General features: G+C 68.4%; 23 protein-coding genes. 8 read left to right on the top strand and 15 right to left on the bottom strand.

Features of this window, described 5'->3' with window-relative positions:
* Window positions 1–250: 250 nt before the first annotated feature.
* Together DQW50_RS14240 and DQW50_RS14235 are read right to left on the bottom strand one after the other, a co-directional pair.
* Complete coding sequence (locus tag DQW50_RS14240) at window positions 251–886, bottom strand: DJ-1/PfpI family protein (RefSeq protein WP_112079932.1); 636 nt, start codon at window positions 884–886, stop codon at window positions 251–253.
* Window positions 887–986: 100 nt separating this feature from the next.
* Window positions 987–1,445 (bottom strand): pyridoxamine 5'-phosphate oxidase family protein, encoded by a 459-nt coding sequence (locus tag DQW50_RS14235; RefSeq protein ID WP_112079931.1) that lies wholly within the window; start codon window positions 1,443–1,445, stop codon window positions 987–989.
* A gap of 133 nt (window positions 1,446–1,578) precedes the next feature.
* Between DQW50_RS14235 and DQW50_RS14230 the strand changes: the two genes are divergently transcribed.
* On the top strand, window positions 1,579–2,712 hold the full coding sequence (locus tag DQW50_RS14230) for a serine hydrolase (RefSeq protein WP_112079930.1): 1,134 nt from the start codon (window positions 1,579–1,581) through the stop codon (window positions 2,710–2,712).
* Between the two features lie 26 nt (window positions 2,713–2,738).
* Here DQW50_RS14230 and DQW50_RS14225 read toward each other — a convergent pair whose 3' ends face one another.
* The 3 genes from DQW50_RS14225 to DQW50_RS14215 form a co-directional block, all read right to left on the bottom strand.
* A complete protein-coding gene (locus DQW50_RS14225) occupies window positions 2,739–3,437 on the bottom strand; it encodes an SCO family protein (RefSeq protein ID WP_112079929.1) in 699 nt (232 codons plus the stop codon).
* Between the two features lie 136 nt (window positions 3,438–3,573).
* Window positions 3,574–4,437, bottom strand: coding sequence for a sulfite exporter TauE/SafE family protein (locus DQW50_RS14220; RefSeq protein WP_112079928.1), 864 nt, complete (start codon window positions 4,435–4,437; stop codon window positions 3,574–3,576).
* Between the two features lie 90 nt (window positions 4,438–4,527).
* Complete coding sequence (locus DQW50_RS14215) at window positions 4,528–5,031, bottom strand: helix-turn-helix domain-containing protein (protein WP_112079927.1); 504 nt, start codon at window positions 5,029–5,031, stop codon at window positions 4,528–4,530.
* A 182-nt stretch (window positions 5,032–5,213) separates the two neighbouring features.
* On the opposite strand from DQW50_RS14215, the gene DQW50_RS14210 reads away from it, so the two are divergent.
* From DQW50_RS14210 to DQW50_RS14200, 3 genes are all read left to right on the top strand, one after another.
* Window positions 5,214–5,645, top strand: coding sequence for a pyridoxamine 5'-phosphate oxidase family protein (locus DQW50_RS14210; protein WP_112079926.1), 432 nt, complete (start codon window positions 5,214–5,216; stop codon window positions 5,643–5,645).
* A gap of 57 nt (window positions 5,646–5,702) precedes the next feature.
* A complete protein-coding gene (locus tag DQW50_RS14205) occupies window positions 5,703–6,497 on the top strand; it encodes an MBL fold metallo-hydrolase (RefSeq protein ID WP_112079925.1) in 795 nt (264 codons plus the stop codon).
* A 79-nt stretch (window positions 6,498–6,576) separates the two neighbouring features.
* Entirely contained in the window at window positions 6,577–6,918 is a 342-nt protein-coding gene (locus DQW50_RS14200) for a hypothetical protein (RefSeq protein WP_112079924.1), read from the top strand.
* A gap of 5 nt (window positions 6,919–6,923) precedes the next feature.
* Here DQW50_RS14200 and DQW50_RS14195 read toward each other — a convergent pair whose 3' ends face one another.
* Genes DQW50_RS14195 through DQW50_RS14185 form a run of 3 tightly spaced genes read right to left on the bottom strand, consistent with a single transcriptional unit; the run spans window position 6,924 to window position 10,743 of the window.
* Window positions 6,924–7,826, bottom strand: a complete 903-nt coding sequence (locus tag DQW50_RS14195) for a copper ABC transporter permease (RefSeq protein ID WP_112079923.1) — start codon at window positions 7,824–7,826, stop codon at window positions 6,924–6,926.
* On the bottom strand, window positions 7,823–8,626 hold the full coding sequence (locus tag DQW50_RS14190; RefSeq protein ID WP_112079922.1) for an ABC transporter ATP-binding protein: 804 nt from the start codon (window positions 8,624–8,626) through the stop codon (window positions 7,823–7,825). The genes DQW50_RS14195 and DQW50_RS14190 overlap by 4 nt, the downstream gene beginning before the upstream one ends.
* On the bottom strand, window positions 8,623–10,743 hold the full coding sequence (locus tag DQW50_RS14185; RefSeq protein ID WP_112079921.1) for a NosD domain-containing protein: 2,121 nt from the start codon (window positions 10,741–10,743) through the stop codon (window positions 8,623–8,625). The genes DQW50_RS14190 and DQW50_RS14185 overlap by 4 nt, the downstream gene beginning before the upstream one ends.
* A gap of 106 nt (window positions 10,744–10,849) precedes the next feature.
* Between DQW50_RS14185 and DQW50_RS14180 the strand changes: the two genes are divergently transcribed.
* Complete coding sequence (locus tag DQW50_RS14180; RefSeq protein ID WP_112079920.1) at window positions 10,850–11,431, top strand: nitrous oxide reductase accessory protein NosL; 582 nt, start codon at window positions 10,850–10,852, stop codon at window positions 11,429–11,431.
* 54 nt (window positions 11,432–11,485) lie between these two features.
* Here DQW50_RS14180 and DQW50_RS14175 read toward each other — a convergent pair whose 3' ends face one another.
* From DQW50_RS14175 to DQW50_RS14165, 3 genes are all read right to left on the bottom strand, one after another.
* Window positions 11,486–12,676, bottom strand: coding sequence for a PLP-dependent aspartate aminotransferase family protein (locus DQW50_RS14175; RefSeq protein ID WP_112079919.1), 1,191 nt, complete (start codon window positions 12,674–12,676; stop codon window positions 11,486–11,488).
* Between the two features lie 91 nt (window positions 12,677–12,767).
* Window positions 12,768–14,258 carry a deoxyribodipyrimidine photo-lyase gene (locus DQW50_RS14170; RefSeq protein WP_112079918.1) on the bottom strand — a complete coding sequence of 497 codons (1,491 nt, stop codon included), beginning with the start codon at window positions 14,256–14,258 and terminating at the stop codon, window positions 12,768–12,770.
* Between the two features lie 51 nt (window positions 14,259–14,309).
* Complete coding sequence (locus DQW50_RS14165; RefSeq protein ID WP_127341340.1) at window positions 14,310–14,885, bottom strand: hypothetical protein; 576 nt, start codon at window positions 14,883–14,885, stop codon at window positions 14,310–14,312.
* A gap of 466 nt (window positions 14,886–15,351) precedes the next feature.
* Here DQW50_RS14165 and DQW50_RS14160 point away from each other — a divergent pair, with 466 nt between their 5' ends.
* Both DQW50_RS14160 and DQW50_RS14155 read left to right on the top strand, forming a co-directional pair.
* Window positions 15,352–15,948 (top strand): hypothetical protein, encoded by a 597-nt coding sequence (locus DQW50_RS14160; RefSeq protein WP_112079916.1) that lies wholly within the window; start codon window positions 15,352–15,354, stop codon window positions 15,946–15,948.
* Window positions 15,949–15,954: 6 nt separating this feature from the next.
* Entirely contained in the window at window positions 15,955–16,527 is a 573-nt protein-coding gene (locus tag DQW50_RS14155; RefSeq protein ID WP_112079915.1) for a hypothetical protein, read from the top strand.
* Between the two features lie 54 nt (window positions 16,528–16,581).
* Here DQW50_RS14155 and DQW50_RS17910 read toward each other — a convergent pair whose 3' ends face one another.
* Window positions 16,582–16,749 (bottom strand): hypothetical protein, encoded by a 168-nt coding sequence (locus tag DQW50_RS17910; protein WP_157964875.1) that lies wholly within the window; start codon window positions 16,747–16,749, stop codon window positions 16,582–16,584.
* 422 nt (window positions 16,750–17,171) lie between these two features.
* Here DQW50_RS17910 and DQW50_RS14150 point away from each other — a divergent pair, with 422 nt between their 5' ends.
* Entirely contained in the window at window positions 17,172–18,071 is a 900-nt protein-coding gene (locus DQW50_RS14150; protein WP_112079914.1) for a hypothetical protein, read from the top strand.
* Window positions 18,072–18,154: 83 nt separating this feature from the next.
* Here the strand turns inward: DQW50_RS14150 and DQW50_RS14145 are convergent, their stop codons facing one another.
* The 3 genes from DQW50_RS14145 to DQW50_RS14135 form a co-directional block, all read right to left on the bottom strand.
* A complete protein-coding gene (locus tag DQW50_RS14145) occupies window positions 18,155–18,946 on the bottom strand; it encodes an SDR family oxidoreductase (protein WP_112079913.1) in 792 nt (263 codons plus the stop codon).
* A 237-nt stretch (window positions 18,947–19,183) separates the two neighbouring features.
* Window positions 19,184–19,630, bottom strand: a complete 447-nt coding sequence (locus DQW50_RS14140; protein WP_112079912.1) for a phosphate-starvation-inducible PsiE family protein — start codon at window positions 19,628–19,630, stop codon at window positions 19,184–19,186.
* Between the two features lie 55 nt (window positions 19,631–19,685).
* Window positions 19,686–22,169, bottom strand: coding sequence for a DEAD/DEAH box helicase (locus DQW50_RS14135; protein WP_112079911.1), 2,484 nt, complete (start codon window positions 22,167–22,169; stop codon window positions 19,686–19,688).
* Window positions 22,170–22,268 lie beyond the last annotated feature (99 nt).

Below are 22,268 nucleotides of genomic sequence, written 5' to 3'. Positions count from 1 at the left end.
GGCATACCTCATACTCTTGCTCAAATATTACAAAATTTTCGACCATCACTATCGGGGCACTCGGAGGCGCAGGGCGAGAGCGAAGCTCTCGCTTGAAGCCGGCGCGAAGCGCCGGCGACGCCACCGCGGATCGATAGCGTACTCATCTGTAGTGAGCGTCCGCGAGCGACGTCGTCCGAAAGGCGCTTTGCGCCGTTGGTGATGGTACCAGAATCCAGGGGATTCGGTGGATCATGAAACCGGTGGACCGTCAGTCGCGACCCGCCACCTCGTAGCGACGCTCGTACTCGATCACGGTCGCGACGCGCTCGGCTATCTCCTCGCCGAACTCCTGTTCCACGACGTACAGCGCCAGGTCGAGCCCCGAGGTGACCCCGCCCGCGGTCAGGAGGTCGCCGTCGTCGACGACGCGGGCGTCGATCACGTTCGCGCCCGACTCCCGGAGCTCGTCGACCGCACCCGCGTGGGTGACCGCTCTTCGGCCGTCGGTGACGCCCGACTCGGCGAGCAGCATCGACCCGGTACAGACGCTCGCGATCCGCGTCCCGGCCTCGTGGTGGTCGGCGAGCACAGCCGGGATCGCCCCCCGGTTCGCCTCCGCCCACGCGCTCGCGGTCTCGTCGCGCGCGTTCCACCCGCCGCCCGGGACGACGAGGAGGTCCGGAACGTTGCCGTCGCCCGGCTCGGGGAGGACGCCGTCGATGCCGACGCGGGTCCCGTGGCTCGCGGTCACCGTCTCGCGCTCCTCGAGGGTGACGTAGCGGACCCTGCCGGCCCGGTCCCCTTCCCCCTCCTCAGCGTACTCGAGCGCGTAATCGAACACCTCGTACGGGCCGACCCCGTCGAGCTCGTCGAAGCCGTCGTACAGCAGCACGTCGACGTCCATACGGGCAGGAGGGCACCGCGAGGCATGTGTGTTCCCCCTCCGGCAGGTCCCTTCGGCCGCGCTGGCGGAGGAGGCGAGTCCCCGGACGCGTCGGGTGGGCTCACTCCGAGGGTCCGCCCTGTCGGATCCCCGTCCACTCGTCGATCCGGAACCGGTAGCCCCGAACGCCCCGCATCGGCTCGGCGGAACTGAACAGGTCCGGATGCCAGGCGTTCTCCATCGCCTCTCGGAGGTCGGCCCAGTCGCCCTCCTCGACCGGCTCGATCCGTCCACGGAGGCTCACGCTCCGCCACTCGTGCGGCGATCGGGCGTCGTACACGAGGAACCGTGCGCCGGAGGCACGGTCGCTCAATGTCTCCTTTCGGCTCTCGGCGCCGAACAACAGGAACGTGAAGTAGAGCGCCGACTCCCCGTCGTACCCGAACGACAGCGGCACGAGGTAGGGGGCGACCTCGTCGGGGAGCGCGAGCGTCCCGACGCCCTGCTCGGTCAGGAACTCCCGGATCCGGTCGTCGCCCATCGTCGTCGCGCTCGACTCGAGTAACTCCTCTGTTGACATAGCACACGGTTGTCCCTCGAGAACATTAAATTACGAGTCGGACCCGGACCGTCTGACGACGTGGTCGGACCGTATACCGTCCGATCCTCACCCCACACGAACGACTAAGCGAGGCCGGGACCGAACACGCGGCATGTACGTTCCGGACCGAACGGAGTGGGAACGGCGTGACCCCGAAACGGTCGGGCTCGACCCGGAGGCGGTCGAGAGCGCAGTGAGCTATCACCAACGCCACGGGACGCCACACGAGCGGATCAACTACGACTTCGCGAACTACGAGACGTGGGACGAGGCTGAGGGAGCCGACGGGCGACGGATCGGGCCGCACCCCGCACGTCGCGGTGGTCCCGCCGGGATGGTTCTCAAGGACGGATACCTCGTCGCGGAGTGGGGTGATACCCGCCGCGTCGATCAGGCCTTCAGCGTCGCGAAGAGTTTCCTCTCCGTGGTGGCGGGCGTCGCGTGGGACCGTGGCCGGATCGATGACGTCGACGACCACCTCCGCGAGTACGTCGACGACGGCGGCTTCGAGAGCGAGCGGAACCGGGAGATTCGATGGCGACACCTGCTTCAACAGACCAGCGAGTGGGAGGGGACGCTCTTCGGTAAGCCCGACGCCGTCGATCGGAACCGAGCGGTCGGAAAGGACGCCGCAGCGCTGGATAAATCGGAGACGCGAGCGCTCCGAGAGCCGGGAACGTTCTGGGAGTACAACGACGTGCGGATCAACCGCCTCGCGCTGTCGCTGCTCCGGACACTCGGCCGTCCGCTCCCCCGGGTCCTCGCGGAGAACGTCATGGAACCCGTCGGCGCGACCGACACGTGGGAGTGGCACGGCTACCACAACTCGATGGTCAGCGTCGACGGGATGGCCATGCGGAGCGTCTCCGGCGGGGGACACTGGGGTGGCGGACTGTGGATCTCCGCCCGCGACCTCGCCCGGGTCGGGTTGTTGTATCTCAACGGCGGGGTGTGGGACGGGACACGGGCGGTCTCGGAAGCGTGGGTCGACGCGTCGACCGAGCCGTGTGACCTGAACGAGAACTACGGATACCTGTGGTGGCTCAACACGAACCGGGCGCTGTGGCCGAGCGCACCAGAATCGGCGTACGCCGCGCTCGGGCACGGACAGAACACCGTCTGGGTCGACCCCGAACACGACGTCGTCGTCGTGCTCCGGTGGCTGGACTACGATGAGGACGACGGGACCACCGCACAGAGCGAGCAGGACGCGTTCTACGCGAAACTGCTCGCCGGCCTCGACTGAGCGAAGCCGGTCGACGGCTCGTTCGCTCAGTCTCCCTGGTCGGTCGAGAACGCCTCGGCGACCGCGGCGATGTCGTCGACGACCCGCTCCCGATCGACGCGCTCGCCGCGGTAGGCTCGCTCGACGATCCCGTCCGGGTTGGCGAGCAACGTTACCACGGCGTGATTGAAGTCGTATCCCTCGAGACGGTCACTCTCCGTCGTCCGCTCGAAGCCGATCCCGAGGCGGTCCTCGACGACGTCCTTGGCTCGATCGGGCGACGACGGCCGCAGGTAGTGCCAGTTTCCTGCCTCCAGATCGACGCCGAGCGACTCGGCGTTCTCGCGGAGCGCCCGCTCGTCGTCGCGCTCGGGATCGAACGTGATCGGGAGGAAGACGGTCGAATCGGTCAGCCCCGACTCGGCGACGCGCCGTTGAACCCCGACGAGGCGACGAAGCAGTATCCCGCACTCCGCGGGACACGATGTGAACACCGCCGTGACGACCGCGGTCCGGTCGAGCGACGCGCTGTCGATCGTCTCGTCGGAGAGCGGCGCTCGGAGTTCGAACTCGGGGAGCGGCTGGCCGTAGGCGGGATACGCGAGGTCCTCGGAGTCGGCGAGTTGGTCCTCCTGGGGTTCGAGGACGACTCCGTCGGGCTCGTCGTTCAACAGTGCCGTCGTACAGCCGGCGACGGACCCCATCGCGGTCGCCGCGAACCCCCCGAGCAACGCTCGGCGTCTCATGTCGGATCCGACGGACGGCCTGGCCATAACCGGTCTGGTGCGATACTCGAACGAACCGGGTTCGACAGTGCCAGAACGAACCGGGTTCGACCGGGCCGAGGCGAACGTACATGGTCCACAGCCGACAGTCGTCCGGTCAAAACGGCGTGTAGTACGGGATCGGCGGGTGAGGGAGCGGCACGCCGAGCGTCGCCAGCCCGTGTTGGAGCGGCACGTAGCCGAGGACGACGAACGCCACGCCGAGGACCCGGTGAAGCCGGATCCGGGCCTCGGTGCTCACGGATTGAAACACCGTCCCGAAGAGGAACATCGCCGGAACGGTTCCGACGCCGAGCGTCCCGAGCGCGACGACGCCGCCGGCCGTGCTTCCCTGGACGAACGCGTAGAGGAACGCCGGGTACAACAGGGGACACGGGAGCAGGCCGTGAGCAGAACCGAGTCCGAGTATCCGCCAGTCGCCGACCCACGCGTCGACGCGCGGGACGATCCGTCCAGTGACGACCCCGGAGAGGCGATCGACACCGGGAACCGGTAGCGAGTGGAGTTCCAACCGGAGCGCGTACCGAACACCGAGCGCGACGATGACCCCGCCGACGAGGATCCCCGTGAGCGCGTGGACCTCGGTAGCGAGCGTCGTAACGGTTCGACCGCTGACGAACGCGATGCTGCCAGCAGTCCCGAACAGCCCCCCGATCGCCGCGTAGCTCGCCGTTCGACCGAGGTTGAACAGCGCGTGCTGCCGGACCTGTCGAACGGTGAGGTCGTCGCTGCGGCGCCCTTCCTCCCGCATCCGGTCGGCGTACGTGGTGACGAGCGGCCCGCACATGCCGAGACAGTGCGCCCCGCCGAGCAGTCCGATGAGGAGGAACACGGCGAGGCTCAACGGCTCGGTCGAGTGGAGGGACCCGGCCGGTTCACACGTCGTCGTGGCGGTCGTCGGAACGGTGTCGAGCCACGTTCGGGCCGGTCCGGAACCGAACGCGACCGGGAGCGCGCGCATGCTCGACGTTCCGGACGGTCGTCCCTAACCGATCTGGTGTGATCGACGAACGGGTGAGCCACCCGACGGAAACCGGGAGGATCGGACGGATCACTCGAAGAGGCTGTCGACGGTCCGGACGAACCGGTCGACGATCCGGTCGGGAAGCGACGGCGAGACGACGTCAAGCAGTTCCGCGGTCCGTTCGGGGCGTGCCAACGCGACCGTCATCGGCCGGTCCACGGACTTCTCGACGATCCCGGCGTCGACGAGGTTCGAGACGTGCCAAGAGATCGTGCTCCGCGCGAGCTCGAGGTCGGCTGTGAGCGTTGCCGGTCGTGTCGGTCCCTCCGCGTGAAGCCGGAGGAGGATCCCCCTCGCGGTCTCCCGGCGGAGGAACGCGATCGCCCGCCGTTCCCAGGGGTCGAACGACGGATCGAAGTAGTGGGCGCGCCCGGCGACGCGTTCGACGGCGATCTCGTCGTCGCGGACGAGCCGCCGGAGGTGGTACTGCGCCTGCCCCGTGGCGATGTCGAGCTCTCGACTCACCCGGTTGAAGTGGACGCCCGGGGTTTCCCGGACGTGGCTCAGTACCCTGGTTCTGGTGTCCGACATGGTCGGTATCGGCGCTACCAGAGCGGCGGGTAAAAACCGCTCGTGTGTTCCCTCTCGCTGGGAGGGAGTCCCCGCCCGGAGCGGTCGGGGGTTCGGATCGGCATGGCGTCGTTTCTGAGCGCCGCGTCAACCCGGTCCGACGCCAGCGAGCCTATTTCACGGTTCGTCGCGTGCCCTTGGACATGGACCACGTCGAATACGTGTACACCGGCGGTATGAACGAATCCGACGTCGACGACCGGTTGCGAGCGGGCGAACACGGCGTTCTCGGGTTGGCGGACGAGAACGACGCGTACGCGGTCCCGCTGAGCTACCACTACGACGGCGATCGGTTTCTCCTCCGGGTGAGCGAACACGACGACGACAGCGAGAAGGGACGGTTCCTACGGACGACCGAGACGGCCACGTTCGTGTGTTATGACGCATCGACGGACGAGTCGTGGAGTATTCATATTCGTGGATCGGTTAGCGAGTGGGAAGGCGACGTCGACGAGACGACGCTCAACGAGTGGTTTCCGCCGTTTCGGCTGTTCGACGAAACGGTCCAGGAGATCGAGTTCTCCCTGTACGAACTACGGATGGAGACCGTCGTCGGTCGGCAAACGATCGAGTAGTTCCGTCCCTTCGTCACGCCAGCACATTGATACACTGCCGCTGTACATACGGGTACCGTGAGCACCGTCGAGATACTCGGCACCGCCCAGGACGCCGGCGTTCCCCACCTCGGGTGTCGGTGTGACACCTGTGAGTCCGCGCGCGAAGGGACCCGACCGACGCGCTACGCCAGCGCCGTCCTGCTCGAGGACGCCGGCCGGTACCTGTTCGACGCGACGCCCGACGTCCGGTTTCAGATACCGGACGTCCCCGACGGGGTGTTCCTGACGCACGCCCATCTCGGGCATCTGGCCGGGCTCCCCTACTTCGGCAGTGAGTCGGCCGACACGGACGGACTCCCGGTGTACGCGACGCCCGGACTCGGTGACGTGATCCGGGACAACGACCCGCTCCGTTCGCTCGTGTCGGACCGGCACGTCGACCTCCGGTCGATCACCGACGGCTCCGCCGTCCACCTCGAGTCCACGTCGGTCACGCCGATCCGCGTCGACCACCGCGAATCGCTCTCGACGGGAACGCTGGCGTATCGAGTCGACGGTCCGAATCGGTCGCTCCTGTACATGACCGACGTCGATTCGCTGACGCCGCGCGCCGAATCCCTCGTTCGCGACGTCGACGTCGCGCTGCTCGACGGGACCTTCTGGAGCGGGGACGAGATCGACCGCGTCGAGGACGTCCCCCATCCGACGGTCCGGTCCTCGATGAACGCCCTCGCCGACGTCGACACCGAGGTCCGGTTCACCCACCTGAACCACACGAACCCGCTCTGTGATCCGGCGTCGGACGCGCGTGCGGAGCTGGAGTCGGCAGGGTTTCGTGTCGCGGAGCGTGGCGACACCGTCGAACTCTGAGCGGACCGACCGACGCTGTGGCCCCCGCCGGCTCGCCTCCGCCTCGCTTTTTATAATCTATCGGGTCCAACTCGAAGGCATGGTATCGCCGACCGCGCTACTGGCCGCGACCGGATGGGGCGTCGAGGGCTCGCTCCCGATACTGGCCGTCGTCGTCGTGGCGGGGATCGGAACGGGCGTCCTCTTTCTGGTGAGCGCGGTCGCGTACGGCCGCCGCCGGACCGGCAGACACCTGCTGATAAGCGTCGCCGTGGGGGCGCTCCTGGTGCGGTCGGTCATCGGCGCGGGGACCGTCCTCGGCTACGTACCGATGCCGATCCATCACTTCCTCGCACACAGTCTCGACTTCCTGATCGCCGCGACCGTCCTCTATGCGGTGTACGCGTACGCGCCAGGGTCGCTCTCGAACGCACCGGATTGATCGGGTCAGTCGACGATCCGCGTCCGGACGGCCTCGATGACGACTTCGAGCCGATCGCCGTACGCCAGCGTCGCGGTCGAGACGGCGACGCCGCTGACGGTCCAGACGAGAAGCGACCCGACCGCCCGGCCGACGTCGACGAATCCGCCGTCCGGCGCGAACGCCACGCCGATCACTCCTTCGAAGACGAGGCCGCGGAACGCGCCGTTCGGGGTGAGCGCGAGCAGTCCGGGGATCGCCGAGGGGGCGGTGCCGGTCGCAAGCGCCCGCAGGATCGCGAGGTCACTGCCGAGCACGGCGACGACGAACGCGAGGACGCCGACGGCGACCGCAGCACGTCTGCTCGAGACGACGGCCGACACCGCGGTCGCGAGCGAGAGGTACGCCATGCCGAACGGGACGAGCAGTCCGAGGAACCTGACGTACAGAAGCGGCGAGTCGATCCCGGAGTGGGTCGCAAAGATCGTCGTGTCGGGGGCGGCGGTAGCCCAGACGACGCCACCGATGGCCGCGTACGGCACGACGACGACCGCCAGGAACGCGAGGACACGCGCGAGGACCACCCCGGCGACGTAGCCAGCGACGGCGACGGGATACGTCCGGATCACGGCGAGTTCGCCGGTCTCGGCGTCGACCAGCAACGCACGATATCCCAGCACGAACGCGACGAGCGGGACCACGACCTCCGTCACGAGGAGCAGGTCGACGACCGCGGGAACGAACCCGGTCGCGGCACCTCCCCCGACGGCGATCACGCCACCGAGGAGAGCGAGGAGTCCGACGGGAAGCACGCCGTAGCCCGGCGTTCGGAGCACCGTGGCGAGCTCGCGACGGAACACCGCGGCGACGACGAGGAAGTGACCTCGAAGGCGTTCGATGCCACCCGTTTCACCGGGAGTGCCCGTCATTCCGAAACCCCCGTTACGTGAACCGCGGTCGGCTCCTCCTCGTCCCCGTCCGCCGTTTCGGTCGCGTCGCCGGCGACGACCGCCCGATAGAGGCCGGAAACGTCCTCGACGCCGTGTTTCGAACACAGTCGCTCGCGGGGACCCGCCGCGCGGACCCGGCCGCGGTCGAGGACCACGACGCGGTCCGCGTACTCGTCTACGAGTTCCAGGTCGTGTGAGCTCACGACGACGGCGGTCCCGTTGCCGGACGCATCGGCTGTGGTCCGGAACGCCCGCTCGCGCATGCCCGGATCGAGGCCGCTCGCCGGCTCGTCGAGCACGACGAGCGGCGGGTCGCCGACGGTGGCCTGTGCGATCCCGAGCAGGCGACGCATCCCGCCGGAGAGCGCCCCGACCCGTTTGCCACCCGCGTCCGAGAGGCCGACCCGCTCGAGGGCTTCCTCCGGGTCGGGCGCGTCCCCTCGCGCGCCGATGCGATCTTCGGGGCCGTCGGCGTCGAAGGCGACGAGCCGGGTGTAGAACGTGAGCGTTTCGCGAGCGGTGAACTCCTCACGGAACGGGACCCGTTGTGGGAGATAGCCGATCGGCCTAGGGGCCTCGGGCCCGACGTACCGCATCCGACCGTCGGTCGGCTCGACCGCCCCGGACAGGATACCGAGCAGGGTCGACTTCCCCGACCCGTTCGGGCCGATCACGGCCGTCACGCCGGGACGAACGGCGAGCGAGACCCCCTCGAGGACCGCGATCCCGCCGTAGGTCCGCGAGACGTCCGTCAGCTCCGCGACCACAGCGTCGGTCATCGGATCCCCTCCGCGTCGGTGGTTCGAAGCCGGATCGTCGATCGCCGGTCTTCGGTCACGTCCGTCGCCTCCGTCGTGTGCCGATAGTGTGGGTTCATCGTGTCGGTAGCTCCTGTCGTCGAACCCCCGTCGAGGGCTCCCCGTCGAGGGCTCGTCGATCCGAGTTCACGCCGCCAGTCCGGGTGGACCGCGGAGTCCGGGTCCCTCGCTGCGGCGATCCGTTCGGGGGCGTATGGCTCCGGCGCCGGCGACGGGTCGACGACGCTCCCGGATCGAGCGCCGGGAACGGTTCCGTGGAGTCGGTCGAGGAGGACGGCACCCGGCGACTCCCGAACCGCCGCCGCCGCGGTCTCGTGGTGAAGGACGGCGTCGACCGGTTCGGTCGGGCGGTAGGCACGTTCGCCGGGCTCGTGGAGCCCGACGTTCGCCCCCTCCCAGTGGTTCCCGCGGCCGTCATCGGCCCAGACCCGTAGTGCGCCGGCGCCGGCCTTCGCGTGACGGTCGTTGCCGACGAAGTCGTTCGCGACCACCCGGCTCGAGGGGACCACCGTGGTCGCGTGTGCGCCCACCTCGTTGTCGACGGCTACGTTGTGTTCGTACAGCGATCCGCGGGAGCTGGTCGAGAACCCGAGCCGGCCGTTCGCGAGGGTGTTGTAGCCGACGTACGCCCGCGTGCCGGACGCCTGGATCCCCGCGCCGGAGTCGCGCACGTCGTTGCCGACGATAGCGTTCCCGGACGGCCGGGTCATCACGGTGATCCCGCCGAACTCGGCGTTCCGGAAGCGGTTGTCCGCGATCAGGGCGTCCCCGGTGTACATGAGATGGGTCCCGTACCGATTGCCGACGAACGTCGAGTTCCGGACCACCGACCCGTCGGCGCGGTGGAGGTAGACCCCGTCGCGTCCCCCCTCGAACCGGCTGTCGGTGACGGTCACGCGCGACTCGATCCCGACCACGCCCATGAACCCGTCGCGCCAGTCGTCGCTGCCGTCGACGCGCAGGTCGCGGATCACCGCGTCCGAGCCGTCCCGGAGAAGCACGCCGCTCGCGTTCGTCTCCACGGTAACGTCGTCGACGAGGAGGCCCGGCGCGTCGATCGCGCGGATCCCCGCGTCGCCGTGGCCGTACCCGAGCTGGATGTTCGTGTCCCACCCCTCGTCGTCGTCCCCGCCCGCCGACTCGCGTGCGGCTTCGGGGTCGCGGGTCTCGTTGCCGACGCCGTCGACGGTTAGGCCGGAGAGCGTCACGTTCGACGCGCGGACCGTGAGGACCGAGCCGTTCCCGTCGCCGCGGATGCGCGCCCCGTCGCCAACGATCGTGACCGACTCGTTCACCACGACCGTCTCCTCGTAGGTCCCCGCGGGGACGACGACGGTCGCGTTCGGCGGCGCCGCCTCGATCGCTGTACCGATCGTCGGCGCGTCCCGGCCGACGACGACCTCGTTGCTGGACTGGCCGGTCGCCGACGTCTCCGCGTCGGCGATCCGACGGTCGGCCTCAGCCCAGCGTTCCGGCGCCATCGAGCGCACGGTCGCCGGGGAATCGACGTCGAACGACCGTTCCCGAACGGCCGCCCAATCGAGGACGTGTCCGCCGTGTTCGGCCGTGAACGCCTCGGCGTTCGTCCGCTCCGCGAACGGCACGACAGTCTCGCCGGCGGGGCTTCGAGCCGTGCTATCGACGACGTAGGACGCCTCGTTCGCGGGGATCCAGTCGGTCGATCGCTCGGCCTCGAAGCGGCCGTCGTCCGTCACTCCCGGGTTCCCCCCGTCGAACGTCTCGACGTAGACGACGAGCGGGTAGCCGAACTGGCGTTCCGTCCGCCCGTCGTCGATAGTCGCCACGAAGGACTCGACCCCGTTGTAGCCGACCACGTACTGGAGCTGCGAGTAGAACACCTGGAGGCGGGGGACCCGTGCCGACCCCGCCATCAGCTCGTCCGTCTCCGAGGAGAGCCCGAGTTCGACGGTGTCGTCGTAGGCGACGGGATCGGGGGTCGCCGTCGAGGGGTCCGCCGCGTACGCGCCGGCCGTCGCGATCCCACCGAGGATCGCGAGGACCGCGACCGCGACCAGAAGCCGTCGGAACCGGTCGCCATAGGGGTCGATGAGCGCCACGTTGTCGGTTCGATTCCCCGAGTTATAGCCGATCTGGTTCGTTCCTCGAACGGGGGAGCGGATCCGTTCCGAGGGGCTAAGACGGCCGAATACGAACGTCTAACCGATGAAGGAACGTACCTCATCGACGGCGTCTCGGCGACGGGTTCTGGGTGGGATCGCGGGCGGCGTTCCGTTCGTGCTCGCGGGCTGTCTGGGCGCCGGCGGGGACGGCGACCGGGACTCGATCGAGCCGATCTCGCTCGACGGGGAGCGAGCCTGTGACGAGTGCGGGATGATCGTCCGGGACCACCCCGGTCCGGTCGGGCAGGTCCACTTCGCGGACGACGAACCAGAGGGCGGCAGGCCGGCGCACTTCTGTAGCAGCGTCTGTACGTACACCTACCGGTTCGACGCCGAAGACGCCGGCCGCGACCCGCTCGTGACCTTCCTCACGGACTACTCGCTCGTCGACCAGGAGGTCTTCGAGGAGGGCTCCGACGTCATGTTCTCCTCGCACGTCGAGTCGTCGGCGTTCTCGCGGTCGACCGAGCTCACGGTGATCGCCGACAGCGACGTCGTCGGTTCGATGGGCCCGGAGCTGATCCCGTTCAGCGAAGCGGCCGACGTCGAGGCGTTCGTCGACGAGTACGGCGGGGAGCCGTTGGACGCCGAGGCGGTCGATCGGGGGACGCTCGAGGGATTGTGACGACCCGTTCGGGTTTCGAGCGCGTCGAGTTTCACGCGTCGAGCGCGTCGAGTTTCACGCGTCGAGCGCGTCGAGTGAACCCTCGACGTCACGGAGCAGGTCGTCGCGGTGTTCGGTACCGACGCTGAGCCGGACGAGTCCCGGCGGGATCCCCGCCCGTTCCAACTGCTCCCGCGAGAAGTCCTGGTGAGTCATCGTCGCCGGGTGTTCGGCCAGGCTCTCGACCCCGCCGAGGCTCTCCGCGAGGACGAACACGTCGAGGTCGGCGGCGAAGGCGGCGGCCGCCTCCCGTCCGCCGGCGAGGTCGACGCTCACCATCCCGCCGAAGTCGGCCATCTGCGCGCGGGCGACTCCGTGGTTCGGGTGCGAGGCCAAGCCCGGATAGTACACCCGCTCGACCGCGTCGTGGCCGTCGCAAAGCGCCGCCACCGCCGTCGCGTTCCGGCAGTGACGCTCCATCCGTGCCGAGAGCGTCTTGATCCCGCGAAGCGCCAGGAAGCACGCGAAGGGCCCCGGCGTCCCCCCGCGGGCGTATCCGTAGTAGGCGATCTCCTCGGCGAGGTCGTCGTCGCGGGTCGCGACCGCGCCGGCGACCACGTCGGAGTGGCCGCCGACGTACTTGGTGAGCGACTCGACGACGAGGTCCGCGCCGTGCTCGAGCGGCCGCTGGAGGTACGGCGACGCGAAGGTGTTGTCGACGACGAGGAGGGGGTCGCCGGGGTGGCCGTCGACGACGGTTGCGGTCGCCTCGATGTCCACGATCCGGAGCGTCGGGTTCGTCGGCGTCTCGGCGTAGACCATCGCGGTCTCCGGCCGTAAGGCGTCGGCGACCGCGTCCGGGTCGGTCGAGTCGACCACCGTCGTCTCGATCCCGTAGTCGGCGTAGATCCTGGTCAGCAGTTCGTGGGTTTCGGCGTAGACGCTCTCGCCCACGACGACGTGGTCATCGCCGGATAACAGCGAACACACCGCGTCGATGGCGGCCATGCCGCTGGCGAACGCGCTCGCGTGGTCGGCGCCCTCCAAGTCGGCGAACGCCCGCTCCAGTTCGTCCCTCGTCGGCCCCGAGATCCGCGAGTACCGGTGGCCCCCGCGCGGCCCGTCCATCGTGTCGTACTCGTAGGTCGAGTTGGCGTAAATCGGCGTCGCGAGCGCGCCGTACTTGTCGGTTCTCGCGCTCGCGTGGACCTCCCTCGTCTCGAACCGCCCGTCTCCCGCCGGTCCGGGTCGTCGCTCGTCGGTCATGGCTACGAGTGTCGCCCCGGTGTGATAAACTCCGGCGACCCACGGGGGCCTCGAATCCGTTCGGTTCTCCGGTCGGCGTTTGCGCCCAGTCCTACTCGTCGGGGTCCTCGCCGCGGGCGCGCTTGTACATCGTCAGTGCCTCCTCACGGCGGACAGCGTGGTCGACGATCGGGTCGGGGTAGTCGGGTGCCGCGTTCGCCCGCTGGGTCGGCGAGCACTCGTGCCACCCGTGGACGACCGCCGGGTCGACGCCGCGCAGTTCGGGAACGTACTCGGCGATGTACTCGGCGTCCGGGTCGTAGCGCTCGCCCTGTGTCATCGGGTTGAAGATCCGGAAGTACGGCTGTGCGTCGGTCCCGGTCGAGGCCGCCCACTGCCACCCGCCGTTGTCGTTTCCGGTCTCGTGGTCGGCCAGCGTCTCACGGAAGTGGTCGTAGCCGTGCCGCCAGTCCGCGAGCAGGTCCTTCGTGAGGAAGGAGGCGACGATCATTCGGACGCGGTTGTGGACGTACGCCTCCTCGCGGAGCTGGCGCATCCCGGCGTCGACGATCGGATACCCCGTCTCGCCGCGCTTCCAGGCCGTGATCTCCTCGGGATCGTCGCGCCAGTCGATCCCCGCCTCGTACGTCTTGTAGTTCTCGGTGACGACCTCGGGGTTGTGAAACAGCACCTGCGTGTAGAACTCCCCCCACGCGAGCTGTGCCTGGAACTCCTCGACGCTTCCCTCGGCGTCCTCGTCGGGTCGGTCCGCTGCGGCAGTCATCGCCTCCTCCGTGGCGGCGTACACCTCCCGGATCCCGATCTCGCCGTACTTCAGGAACGTCGAGAGCCGTGAGGTCACCCGCCTGGCGGGGTAGTCGCGATCGTCCCCGTAGCGGAAGACGTCGTCTTCGAGAAACGCGTCGAGCCGCTCTCTCGCCGCCTCCGTTCCGGCGGGACCGACCGCGGCGTCCGGCTCGGCGAACCCGAGGGAGTCGGGCGTCGGGAGATCGCCGACGTCGACCTCGACGTGACCCGCCGTCTCGTCGGACCCCGTCGATTCGAGGCGGGCTGTGGAGTCGACGAGGACCGAGGCGTCGACCAGGTCCACTGCCTCGGGCGTCCGGACCGGCGCGTCCTTCCCGCGGTCCCGCCACTTCTTCCAGTAGTAGGAGTACACGGAGTAGGGGTCGCCCGCGTTCGTCCGGATCGCGTCGGGCGTGTGCAATACCCTGTCTTGGTGGGCCTCGCGGGCTATCCCAACCTCGTCGAGCACGCGTCGCACCGCCGCGTCGCGCTCGCGAGCCAGCCCCGAGTAGTCCCGGTTCCAGACCACGCGTTCGGCGTCGAGGCCGGCTGCGACGGCCGGGAGGACGCTCGCCGGCTCGCCGTGGGCGACGAGGAGGTCGCTCCCGCGGTCGCGGTAGGCGTCTCGGAGCGCAGTCAGCCCGTCGAGGAGGCGTCGCACGCGAACGTCGCTCGCGTGTGCGAGCACGTCGGGGTCGAAGACGAAGATCGGCGCGACCGTGTCACGGTCGGCCGCGACAGCGAGCCCGACGTTGTCGGCGACCCGGAGGTCCCGTCGATGCCAGAACAGTTCCATGGGGATCCAACGGCGGCCGGAACCGTGAAATTACCGTCGTGTCCCGCGCGCCTACAGTCGCCGATCGCGCGTGTACCGCACGTGAGCGACCGCTGAGACGAGCAGGAGGAAGGTCATCACAGCCATCACGACGGCCGGGTCGAACACGTCGAACGGGGGCGTTCCGGTGGCGTACGCTAGGGTGATCGCGGCGAAGAGCGCCGTCAACCCGAGGTAGAACTCCGACCAGGTGAACCCGTTTTCGTCGACCACCTCGAGGTACGCGTCGAAGCTGTCCGCCGACGCCGACAGCGTCACCAGTCCGCTGTTCCGGTCGTACTCGACCACGCCGCTCCGTTCCATCCGCGGGAGGTGTGACTGGTACAGCGAGGTGTAGAGCCGCTTCCGCTGTGTGTAGGTCACCTCCGCCGGATCGACGCCGTTCTCCTCGGCGGCGATGGCCGCCGCCAGTTCGCGGAGCTTGATCTCGCCGCCGTTCTCCGAGAGGAACCGAAGGACATGTCTACGTCGTTCGTTGCTCAAGAGCGCGAACACCTCGTCGGTCGAGATCTGGTTCGGATCACCGTCCGCCGATCCGTCGCGGTCGCCGTCCCGGAGGTTCTCTATTTCCGCTGATATCTGGTTCATTTTGGGGTACTCGTCTCCCTTTCGCCCGTCGGGTCCGATCGGTCCGACCACGTCGGATCGGTCTCGTCCGGTAGGCGGAAAGGCCGTTTCGGCCGTACAGTTAAGCGCTCGTTACGGGAAGTCGAATCGACGGGTGCGTCTCCGTTCCCGTATGACCCTACAGCGGACCCGCGAACACCCACTATCCGTGGAATCGACCTCGGTGCCATCACGCCTGAAGAGAACACGTCACATATTAACGTTTTCCATCCATCAGATTTATTCTCGGATAATTGATTTGTATACCCCTGTTCGATCCGTCTACTTCGAATCGTCTATCGACGGCTCCTCGGTAGCATTCGAGACGGTCTCGTGACCGCTCGCGTGTTCGACACGTCACCGATCGGCGCTGCTTAACACGATTCATTGTCTGACTAATGTGAAATTAATTAGTTTTTTGTAAGCGTCTTCTGTACTCCCCGGGTTGGTGGGGGGCTCCACCGAACTCGGCGCAACCGATGAGCCGATGGACCCCACAGACGACGGTCAGAGCGGGTCGGAGGGGCCGACACGCGAGGAGATCTTCGACGTCCTCTGTAACGAGCGGCGGCGATACGTGCTCGAGTACATTCGGGAGTCGCCGGAGGAGTCGCTCCATCTCGGCGAGATGGTCGAGACGATCGCCGCCTGGGAGAACGACAAGGAGATCGTCGAGACCGACTACGCGGACCGAAAGCGTGTGTATACGGCGCTTCGACAGACACACCTCCCGAAACTCGACGAGTCCGGGGTGATCGAGTACGACCGTCGGCGCGGCGAGTTACAGCCGACCGAACGGCTGGAGGACGTCCAGCTCTACCTCGATTACGTCCCCGAACACGAGATCCCCTGGGCACAGTACTATCTCGGGCTCTCACTGCTCGCGGCGGTGCTCTCTTTCGCAGCGGTGCTCGTCGACACGACCGGCGGTGCCGTCTGTTTGTCCGCCGCGGCGGTCGTCGTCATGGCGTTTCTCGTCTCCTCGGGCGTCCACACGTACCGAACCCGCCGAAACGACGTTCACCGAACACCCCGACCGGCGTGATCGAGGATGCGTCCGCTCCGCCGTCGTCTGGACCGATCCGCGGCTACCGAGGAGACGCTGTCCCGCGAAACGGTCTTCGAGATCCTCCGTAACGAACGGCGACGGCACGTCCTCAGCTACCTGAAGGCACACGACGGCGGTCCGGTCGCGTTCGAGGACCTCCTGGAGTACGTGGCGATACGCGAGAACGACGTGCCGGCCGAGGAACTCGTCGCGACGCAACGCAAACGGGTGTACGCCGGCCTGACACAGACGCACCTCCCCATGCTCGAGGATCGCGACGTGATCCGCTACGACGACGAGTCCGGCCGGGTCGAACTCACCGAACGGGCCCGGCAGGTGGAGTTCTACCTCGAGCCCGTCCCCGAGAGCCGGATCCCCTGGAGTTACTACTTCCTCGGGCTCTCGCTCGGCTGTGCCGCTGTCCTCGTGATGGAGGCACTCGCGCTCCCGCCGTTCGACTCGATCCCGGTGGCCGTCCTCCTGGGATTCATCGTCTCCGCGTTCCTGCTATCGTCGGCTGTCTACCTCCGGGAGACGAACCGGAACCGGTTGGGTGCCGACCTCGACGAGGAGTGACGGAACGCGGTCGCTCGCTCGAACTCGCACGCGCCGACGGGCGGGTCGTCGAACTCACAGGCTCGTCAGGTAATCGACGACGGGGACGAGGAGCAAAAGCAGGAACAACAGACGGAGCACGTTCCGTTTCGTCACCAACTGTCGACCGATCCGTCCACCGTCGACCCGTGCTCGACCGATCCCAGTATCGTGTGGAGTGTCGGAGGGTTCGTCCGGCGTCATCGGCGTTCACCCGGGAGGCTATCCCGTGGGGCCCTCCAGACGGGGGACGACGCGCCCTCGTCACTGCTCGGCTGGCCCGCCGACTCCGAGCGAATCCGGGCCGAGACCCGATCGACGCTCGATTCGTTGCTCGTCGTCCTCGCCGCCCTGATCGGCGTCCCCGTCGTCTCCGCGCTCGAACCGGTCCGAGGGACCGGTGGGTGTACCTCAACGCGCTGTTCGGATGAGTCGGGTCGGCCGCTCCGCTCGTACGCGTCTCGACGTCGATCAACCCGAAACTACTCACCGATTGAACGCGAGTCGACCGACGATTTTCGGTGACGGCGTCGAGATCCTCGAAATGAGATCGTCGACCCGTTCGCGGATCGGTCCGACCCGGTAGGAGTGTCATACCTATGTCTCTTCGTCGCCTCCTCTGAAGCATGGACGCGTTATCGCGACTTCCCGTCTGGCTCAGAAACCCGCGGTACACCGGACCGAACCGCTGTCTTCCGTGCACGATCGTCAACCTCGCCATCGCCGCCGCGCTCGCGCTCGCCGTCGCGACGGTCTCGGTCGGCTGGGCGCTCGCGACGTTCGCCGTCGCCGTGGCGACGATCGGCGTTCGCGGCTACCTCGTTCCCGGAACCCCGACGCTGACGAAGCGATACCTCCCGGATCGGGTGCTCGCCTGGTTCGACAAGGGGCCGGACCGTGGGAGCGTCTCGAGTGGAGCGACCGCCGTGGGCGACACGGTCCTCGACGGGGGATCGGCCGACGACGGGGGAGTGGAGGGTGAATTCCCGTTCGAGCCCGCGACCGCCCTCGTCGAGGCCGGCGTCCTCCTCGAGGATCCGACGATCGACGACTTCGTCCTCGAGGAGCGCTTCCGCGACGCGTGGCGACGCGAGGCGCGGACTCTGGCGGACGCGAGCGAGGACGAGGAGGCGCTGGCGCGGTTCCTCTCCGTCCGTCCCGACGCCGTCGAGTTGGCGGACCGCGGCCACGCCTACTCCGCGTACCTCGAAGGCGACCCGGCCGGTCGGTGGGAATCGAGACAGGCGTTCCTCGCCGACCTCGCTGGCGTAGACGTGCTCGACGACCGCTGGGCCGGGTGGAACGGCCTCTCGACGGCACAACAGAGCGAGCTACTCGGTAGCCTCCGGCTGTTCTTGGAGACGTGTCCGACCTGTGACGGGAGCGTGACGCTCGATACGACCGTCGTCGAGTCGTGTTGCCGGACGTACGACGTGCTCGCGGCGACGTGTGACGCCTGCGACGCGCGACTCTTCGAGGCCGACGTCGACCCCGAGGCGCTCGAACGCGCCGCTGTCGAGGCGTAGCCGTTCAAACGCGAATCACGGCCGTTCGAGTGGTCGCCGTTTTCGGCGCGCACCTCCCGATCCTCGTCGGCGATCCTGCCTACTCAGAGCGTCGAGGAACCCGCGCCGCCGTCGATCGTCACGGCCTGTCCGTTGACGTAGCCCGACCGTGGTGAAGAGAGGTACGCCACCAGATCGCCGAGCTCCATCGGATCGCCCAGACGCCCGACCGGAACGTCCTCGGTTCGGTCCTCGAGACCGGCCTCGTAGCTCTCGATCTCGCCGCGCTCGACGGCGTACTCGATCAGCTGTTCGATCCGCGGCGTCTCGTGTGACCCGGGGAGGACGGCGTTCGCCCGCACCGCCGGTGCCAGCTCCTTCGAGAGCGTCTTCTCGAGGCCGATGACGCCCATGCGGACGGAGCTCGAGAGGACGTTGCCCGGCGAGGCCTCCTTGACGGTTCTGGACGTGATGGTGACGATCGTGCCGCCGCCGTCGGCCCGGAGGTGCGGGGCTGCCGCCCGGACCGCCCGGACCACGCTCATCACCAGCAGGTCGTACGTGGCGTACCACTCCTCGTCGTCGGCCTCCAGGGGCCGAAACGGCGCCGGACCGCCCGCGCTCGTGACGAGGTGATCGAGTCGGCCGAACTCCTCGACGGTCCGCGTGACGAGGCCTTCGACCTCGGCTTTCTCGGTGATGTCCGCCGTGTGGCCGACGACCGCGCCGCTCGCGACGGACCCGATCTCGTCTACGGCCTCCTCCAGCCGCTCCGGGTCGCGGCCGTTGACGAGCACGTCCGCCCCCTCGCGGGCGAGCGCCTTCGCCGAGGCCTTTCCCAGGCCGCTGCTCGATGCCGTCACCAGCGCCGCGTTGCCCTCGAGTTTCAGGTCCATGTCCACGCTTCCCGCCGGGAGCACAAAAGCGTGCGTCACAGCGCCGGACCGAAACGGGCGACGGGTGTTCCGTGTCTCGCTCCTCGAGGGTCGTTTCCACCCTCACGCCCGGTTTCGTGGATCCCGGCGAGGTCGACGTCGTCGGTCAGCGAGCCACGTGGCTGCCGGAACGGCTCCATGGGCCCCACGTGGTCGAGACCACGGTGCGATCGTCGGAACTCGTGACGCGCCGAGAGATCAGAGTTCGACTCGTCCCGGAACGCTTACGCGGTCGAGCAGGAAGTAACCGATCGTGAGCGCGAGCACCAACACTCCGAGTGCTGACGCGGCCAGTAGCGCCTCGTTCCCGCCGCCGTAGTCCTCCAGGCGGAAGCTGATCACCCGCCGCGAGACGGCGATGATCGCGGCGCTCACGACGATCCGGAGGACGGCCTGACCGCGAGCGTACGCCACGAGGGTCCGGTGGACCTCGACGATGATGAGAAGCAGGAGGACGCTGTCGAGGAGTGCGACCACCTCGACAGGATCGGTAAAGTTCCCCGCGACCAGCAACCGATAGAGCGAGAAGAACAGGTCGAACACCCCGATGAGAAACAGGAGCAACAGGAAGTACGCTGCCCCCAAAACCAGCCATTCCATCGACCTCGCAGCCGGATCGGCGGCGTCGTCGATGGAAACCCCCATGACTGCGTCGTTCGGGTTGGACCGACAAGTGGCTTTGGGGTCGGATCGGGACGGATCACTCGAATTCGGATCCCTCCGTCAGCGCGTCGAGTAGGCGAACGGCGGGCGCCTTCGCGAGCGGCTCGTTGGCGTTGCCACAGTGTGGCGACTGGACGCAGGACGGACAGCCGTCCGCACAGTCACAGCCGTCGATGAGCAGTGCGGTCCTGCCCATCAGCTCCTCGATCCGGGCGTGGCCCCGACGGGTGAGTCCGACCCCGCCCGGATAGCCGTCGTAGACGAACACTGCCGGACCCTCGGTGTGTGGATGGTACGGTGTCGAGATCCCACCGACGTCGCCGCGGTCGCACAGTAAGTGGAACGGGAAAAGCGAGATGATCCCGTGTTCGGCCGCGTGGATCCCGCCGTTGAACGCGTACTCGCCGTCGGGAATCGTCTCGCCGTCGGGAATCGTCTCGTCGTCGGGAATCGTCTCGTCGTCGGGAATCGTCTCGTCGTCGTCGAGCGCATCCGGGTCGTCGCCGGAGTCACCGTCATCGCCCCCACTGTCGCCCCCGTCGACCGCCCCGATCGTCCGCATCTCCGCCTCCACGTCCCCGGGGACCGGAACGTACAGCGCGCGGGTTCCGAGCGTCGTCTCCGGGAGGTCGAGCGTGGACTCGCCGAGCGAGTCGCCGGTCGCCGCGTCCCGTCTGCGGAACCCGGTGACGCGCTCGGTGACGGTCACGTCGGCGAACCGGACCGGGACGTCCGGGCGCGCGGACAGCGTCCGCTCCACGAGGTCCTCCTCGACGACGATCGACTTCTCGGTGAGCGGTTGGGTGTAGTAGTCCGCCCACGACGACCGTAGCTCGGCGACGTTCCGGTCGAGGTCGAGCTCCGCGACCTCGTAGGTACGCCCCTGCTGGTGGTAGATCGCGCCCGGGTGGGCGTCCCGGAGCGCGTCGGCGAACCCGAGCGAGGCGATCGAGTTCCCGTTCGAGCCGTCGATCAACTCGACCTCGCGTTCTTCGGCCGTCCGGAGGTTCATCGCGTGCTGCGGGCTCTCGGAGCCCGCGTACGTCCAGCGGGTCCCCGTGGCGGTCTCACGACGCGAGAGGGTCCCCGCCTCCGTCAGGTCGCCGACGACGCCGGGGAACGACTCCCCGAAGAAGCGCTCGTCGTCGGTGGACAGCCAGGACTCGTCCGCTGCGCAGGCGACGTGTCGCGGGAGGAGGTGGTCGTTCTCGGGGTCACAGACCGCGTCCTCCGGCTGTGCCTCGAAGAAGTCCGCGGGGTGGTTCATCAGGTACTGGTCCAGCTGGTCCTCACAGCCGACCATCACGACGAGCGCGGGGTCCGACCCTCGCCCCGCGCGCCCGGCCCGCTGGTGGGCCGACATCCGCGTGCCGGGGTAGCCGTCCAGGACCACGGCGTCGAGCCCGCCCACGTCCACGCCGAGTTCGAGCGCGTTCGTCGACCAGACGCCGCGGAGGTCGCCCGCGTGGAGGTCGGCTTCGATCTCTCGGCGTCGGTCGTCCTTCAGGGCGGCCTGGTACGCGCCGACCCTCCCAGCGAGGTCGCGCTCGCCCCGTTCGCGGAGGTCGCTCGCGCTGTCCGTGGCGTACTGCTCGGCCGTCTGTCGCGCCCGCGTGAACGCCAGCGTCTGGCGGCCGTTCGCGACGAGGTCGACGAACAGCCGTTTGCTCTCGGTGTGGCTCGACTTTCGGCGGCTGTCCCCGCGTTCCGCCCAGTCGTCGTCGTACTCCGGCGGGTTCCACAACACCCAGTCGCGGGGGCCGCGCCCGGAGGCGTCCTCGTCGACGAGGGCGATCCCCGACGGGTCGCGTCCCGTGACCGCGGCGGCGTGTTCGACCGGGTTCCCGATCGTCGCCGAGCAGCAGACGAACTGTGGGTCCGACCCGAACCGCTCGCAGGTCCGCGCGAGCCGGCGCATCGCGAGCGCGACCCCGGAGCCGAACACGCCCCGGTAGCCGTGGACCTCGTCGATAACGACGTACTCCAGCGAGGAGAAGAACCACTCCCAGAGCCGTCCGGCGTACGGCAACAGCGCGTAGTGGAGCATGTCCGGGTTCGAGAGCACCACCGTCGGGCGGGCGTCCCGAACGTCCCGTTTCTCCGCCCGCGAGAGCCGCCCCGTGTACGACTCGACGGACACCCGACTGCCGAAGCCGAGCCCGCGTGCGAGCGCCGAGAGCGACTCCTCCTGGTCGGCGATCAGCGCGTTCTGCGGGCCGACGTAGAGGGTCCGGCCGCCGCGCTCCATCCCTGCCTCGAATGCCGGGACGGTGTACGCGAGCGACTTCCCGCTCGCGGTCTCCGTCGCCAGGACGACGTCGTCGCCGTCGCGGACCGCCCCGATCGCCTCCGCCTGGTGGCGGTAGAGCCGGTCGATCCCCTCCTTCGCGAGCGCGTCGGCGAGCCGGGGCTCGAGGTCGATATCGCGATACTCGGGCTCGCGGGCCGGTAGCCGGCGGTGTTCGGCGATCTGTCCCTCGTAGTAGGGCCGGTTCCGGAGCCACTCGACGGCGTCGTCCACGTCTACGGACTCGTGGGGGCGGTCGAGCCTAACGGTTGTGGTCGGTCGGTAGGAACCGCCAACGACTTCGACGCCGTGGGAACGTCGGGGAGCGGGGAA

It is taken from the genome of Halorubrum sp. 48-1-W (assembly GCF_003287355.1).
In the GTDB taxonomy this organism is placed as follows: domain Archaea; phylum Halobacteriota; class Halobacteria; order Halobacteriales; family Haloferacaceae; genus Halorubrum.
This window is presented reverse-complemented; position numbering and strand designations above follow the sequence as displayed.

Bases quoted from the DNA above. Each gene is read 5' to 3' on its own strand.
- DQW50_RS14240 (WP_112079932.1), bottom strand. From the start codon at position 886: ATGGACGTCGACGTGCTGCTGTACGACGGCTTCGACGAGCTCGACGGG.
- DQW50_RS14235 (WP_112079931.1), bottom strand. From the start codon at position 1,445: ATGTCAACAGAGGAGTTACTCGAGTCGAGCGCGACGACGATGGGCGAC.
- DQW50_RS14230 (WP_112079930.1), top strand. From the start codon at position 1,579: ATGTACGTTCCGGACCGAACGGAGTGGGAACGGCGTGACCCCGAAACG.
- DQW50_RS14225 (WP_112079929.1), bottom strand. From the start codon at position 3,437: ATGAGACGCCGAGCGTTGCTCGGGGGGTTCGCGGCGACCGCGATGGGG.
- DQW50_RS14220 (WP_112079928.1), bottom strand. From the start codon at position 4,437: ATGCGCGCGCTCCCGGTCGCGTTCGGTTCCGGACCGGCCCGAACGTGG.
- DQW50_RS14215 (WP_112079927.1), bottom strand. From the start codon at position 5,031: ATGTCGGACACCAGAACCAGGGTACTGAGCCACGTCCGGGAAACCCCG.
- DQW50_RS14210 (WP_112079926.1), top strand. From the start codon at position 5,214: ATGGACCACGTCGAATACGTGTACACCGGCGGTATGAACGAATCCGAC.
- DQW50_RS14200 (WP_112079924.1), top strand. From the start codon at position 6,577: ATGGTATCGCCGACCGCGCTACTGGCCGCGACCGGATGGGGCGTCGAG.
- DQW50_RS14195 (WP_112079923.1), bottom strand. From the start codon at position 7,826: ATGACGGGCACTCCCGGTGAAACGGGTGGCATCGAACGCCTTCGAGGT.
- DQW50_RS14190 (WP_112079922.1), bottom strand. From the start codon at position 8,626: ATGACCGACGCTGTGGTCGCGGAGCTGACGGACGTCTCGCGGACCTAC.
- DQW50_RS14180 (WP_112079920.1), top strand. From the start codon at position 10,850: ATGAAGGAACGTACCTCATCGACGGCGTCTCGGCGACGGGTTCTGGGT.
- DQW50_RS14175 (WP_112079919.1), bottom strand. From the start codon at position 12,676: ATGACCGACGAGCGACGACCCGGACCGGCGGGAGACGGGCGGTTCGAG.
- DQW50_RS14170 (WP_112079918.1), bottom strand. From the start codon at position 14,258: ATGGAACTGTTCTGGCATCGACGGGACCTCCGGGTCGCCGACAACGTC.
- DQW50_RS14165 (WP_127341340.1), bottom strand. From the start codon at position 14,885: ATGAACCAGATATCAGCGGAAATAGAGAACCTCCGGGACGGCGACCGC.
- DQW50_RS14155 (WP_112079915.1), top strand. From the start codon at position 15,955: ATGCGTCCGCTCCGCCGTCGTCTGGACCGATCCGCGGCTACCGAGGAG.
- DQW50_RS17910 (WP_157964875.1), bottom strand. From the start codon at position 16,749: ATGACGCCGGACGAACCCTCCGACACTCCACACGATACTGGGATCGGT.
- DQW50_RS14150 (WP_112079914.1), top strand. From the start codon at position 17,172: ATGGACGCGTTATCGCGACTTCCCGTCTGGCTCAGAAACCCGCGGTAC.
- DQW50_RS14145 (WP_112079913.1), bottom strand. From the start codon at position 18,946: ATGGACCTGAAACTCGAGGGCAACGCGGCGCTGGTGACGGCATCGAGC.
- DQW50_RS14140 (WP_112079912.1), bottom strand. From the start codon at position 19,630: ATGGGGGTTTCCATCGACGACGCCGCCGATCCGGCTGCGAGGTCGATG.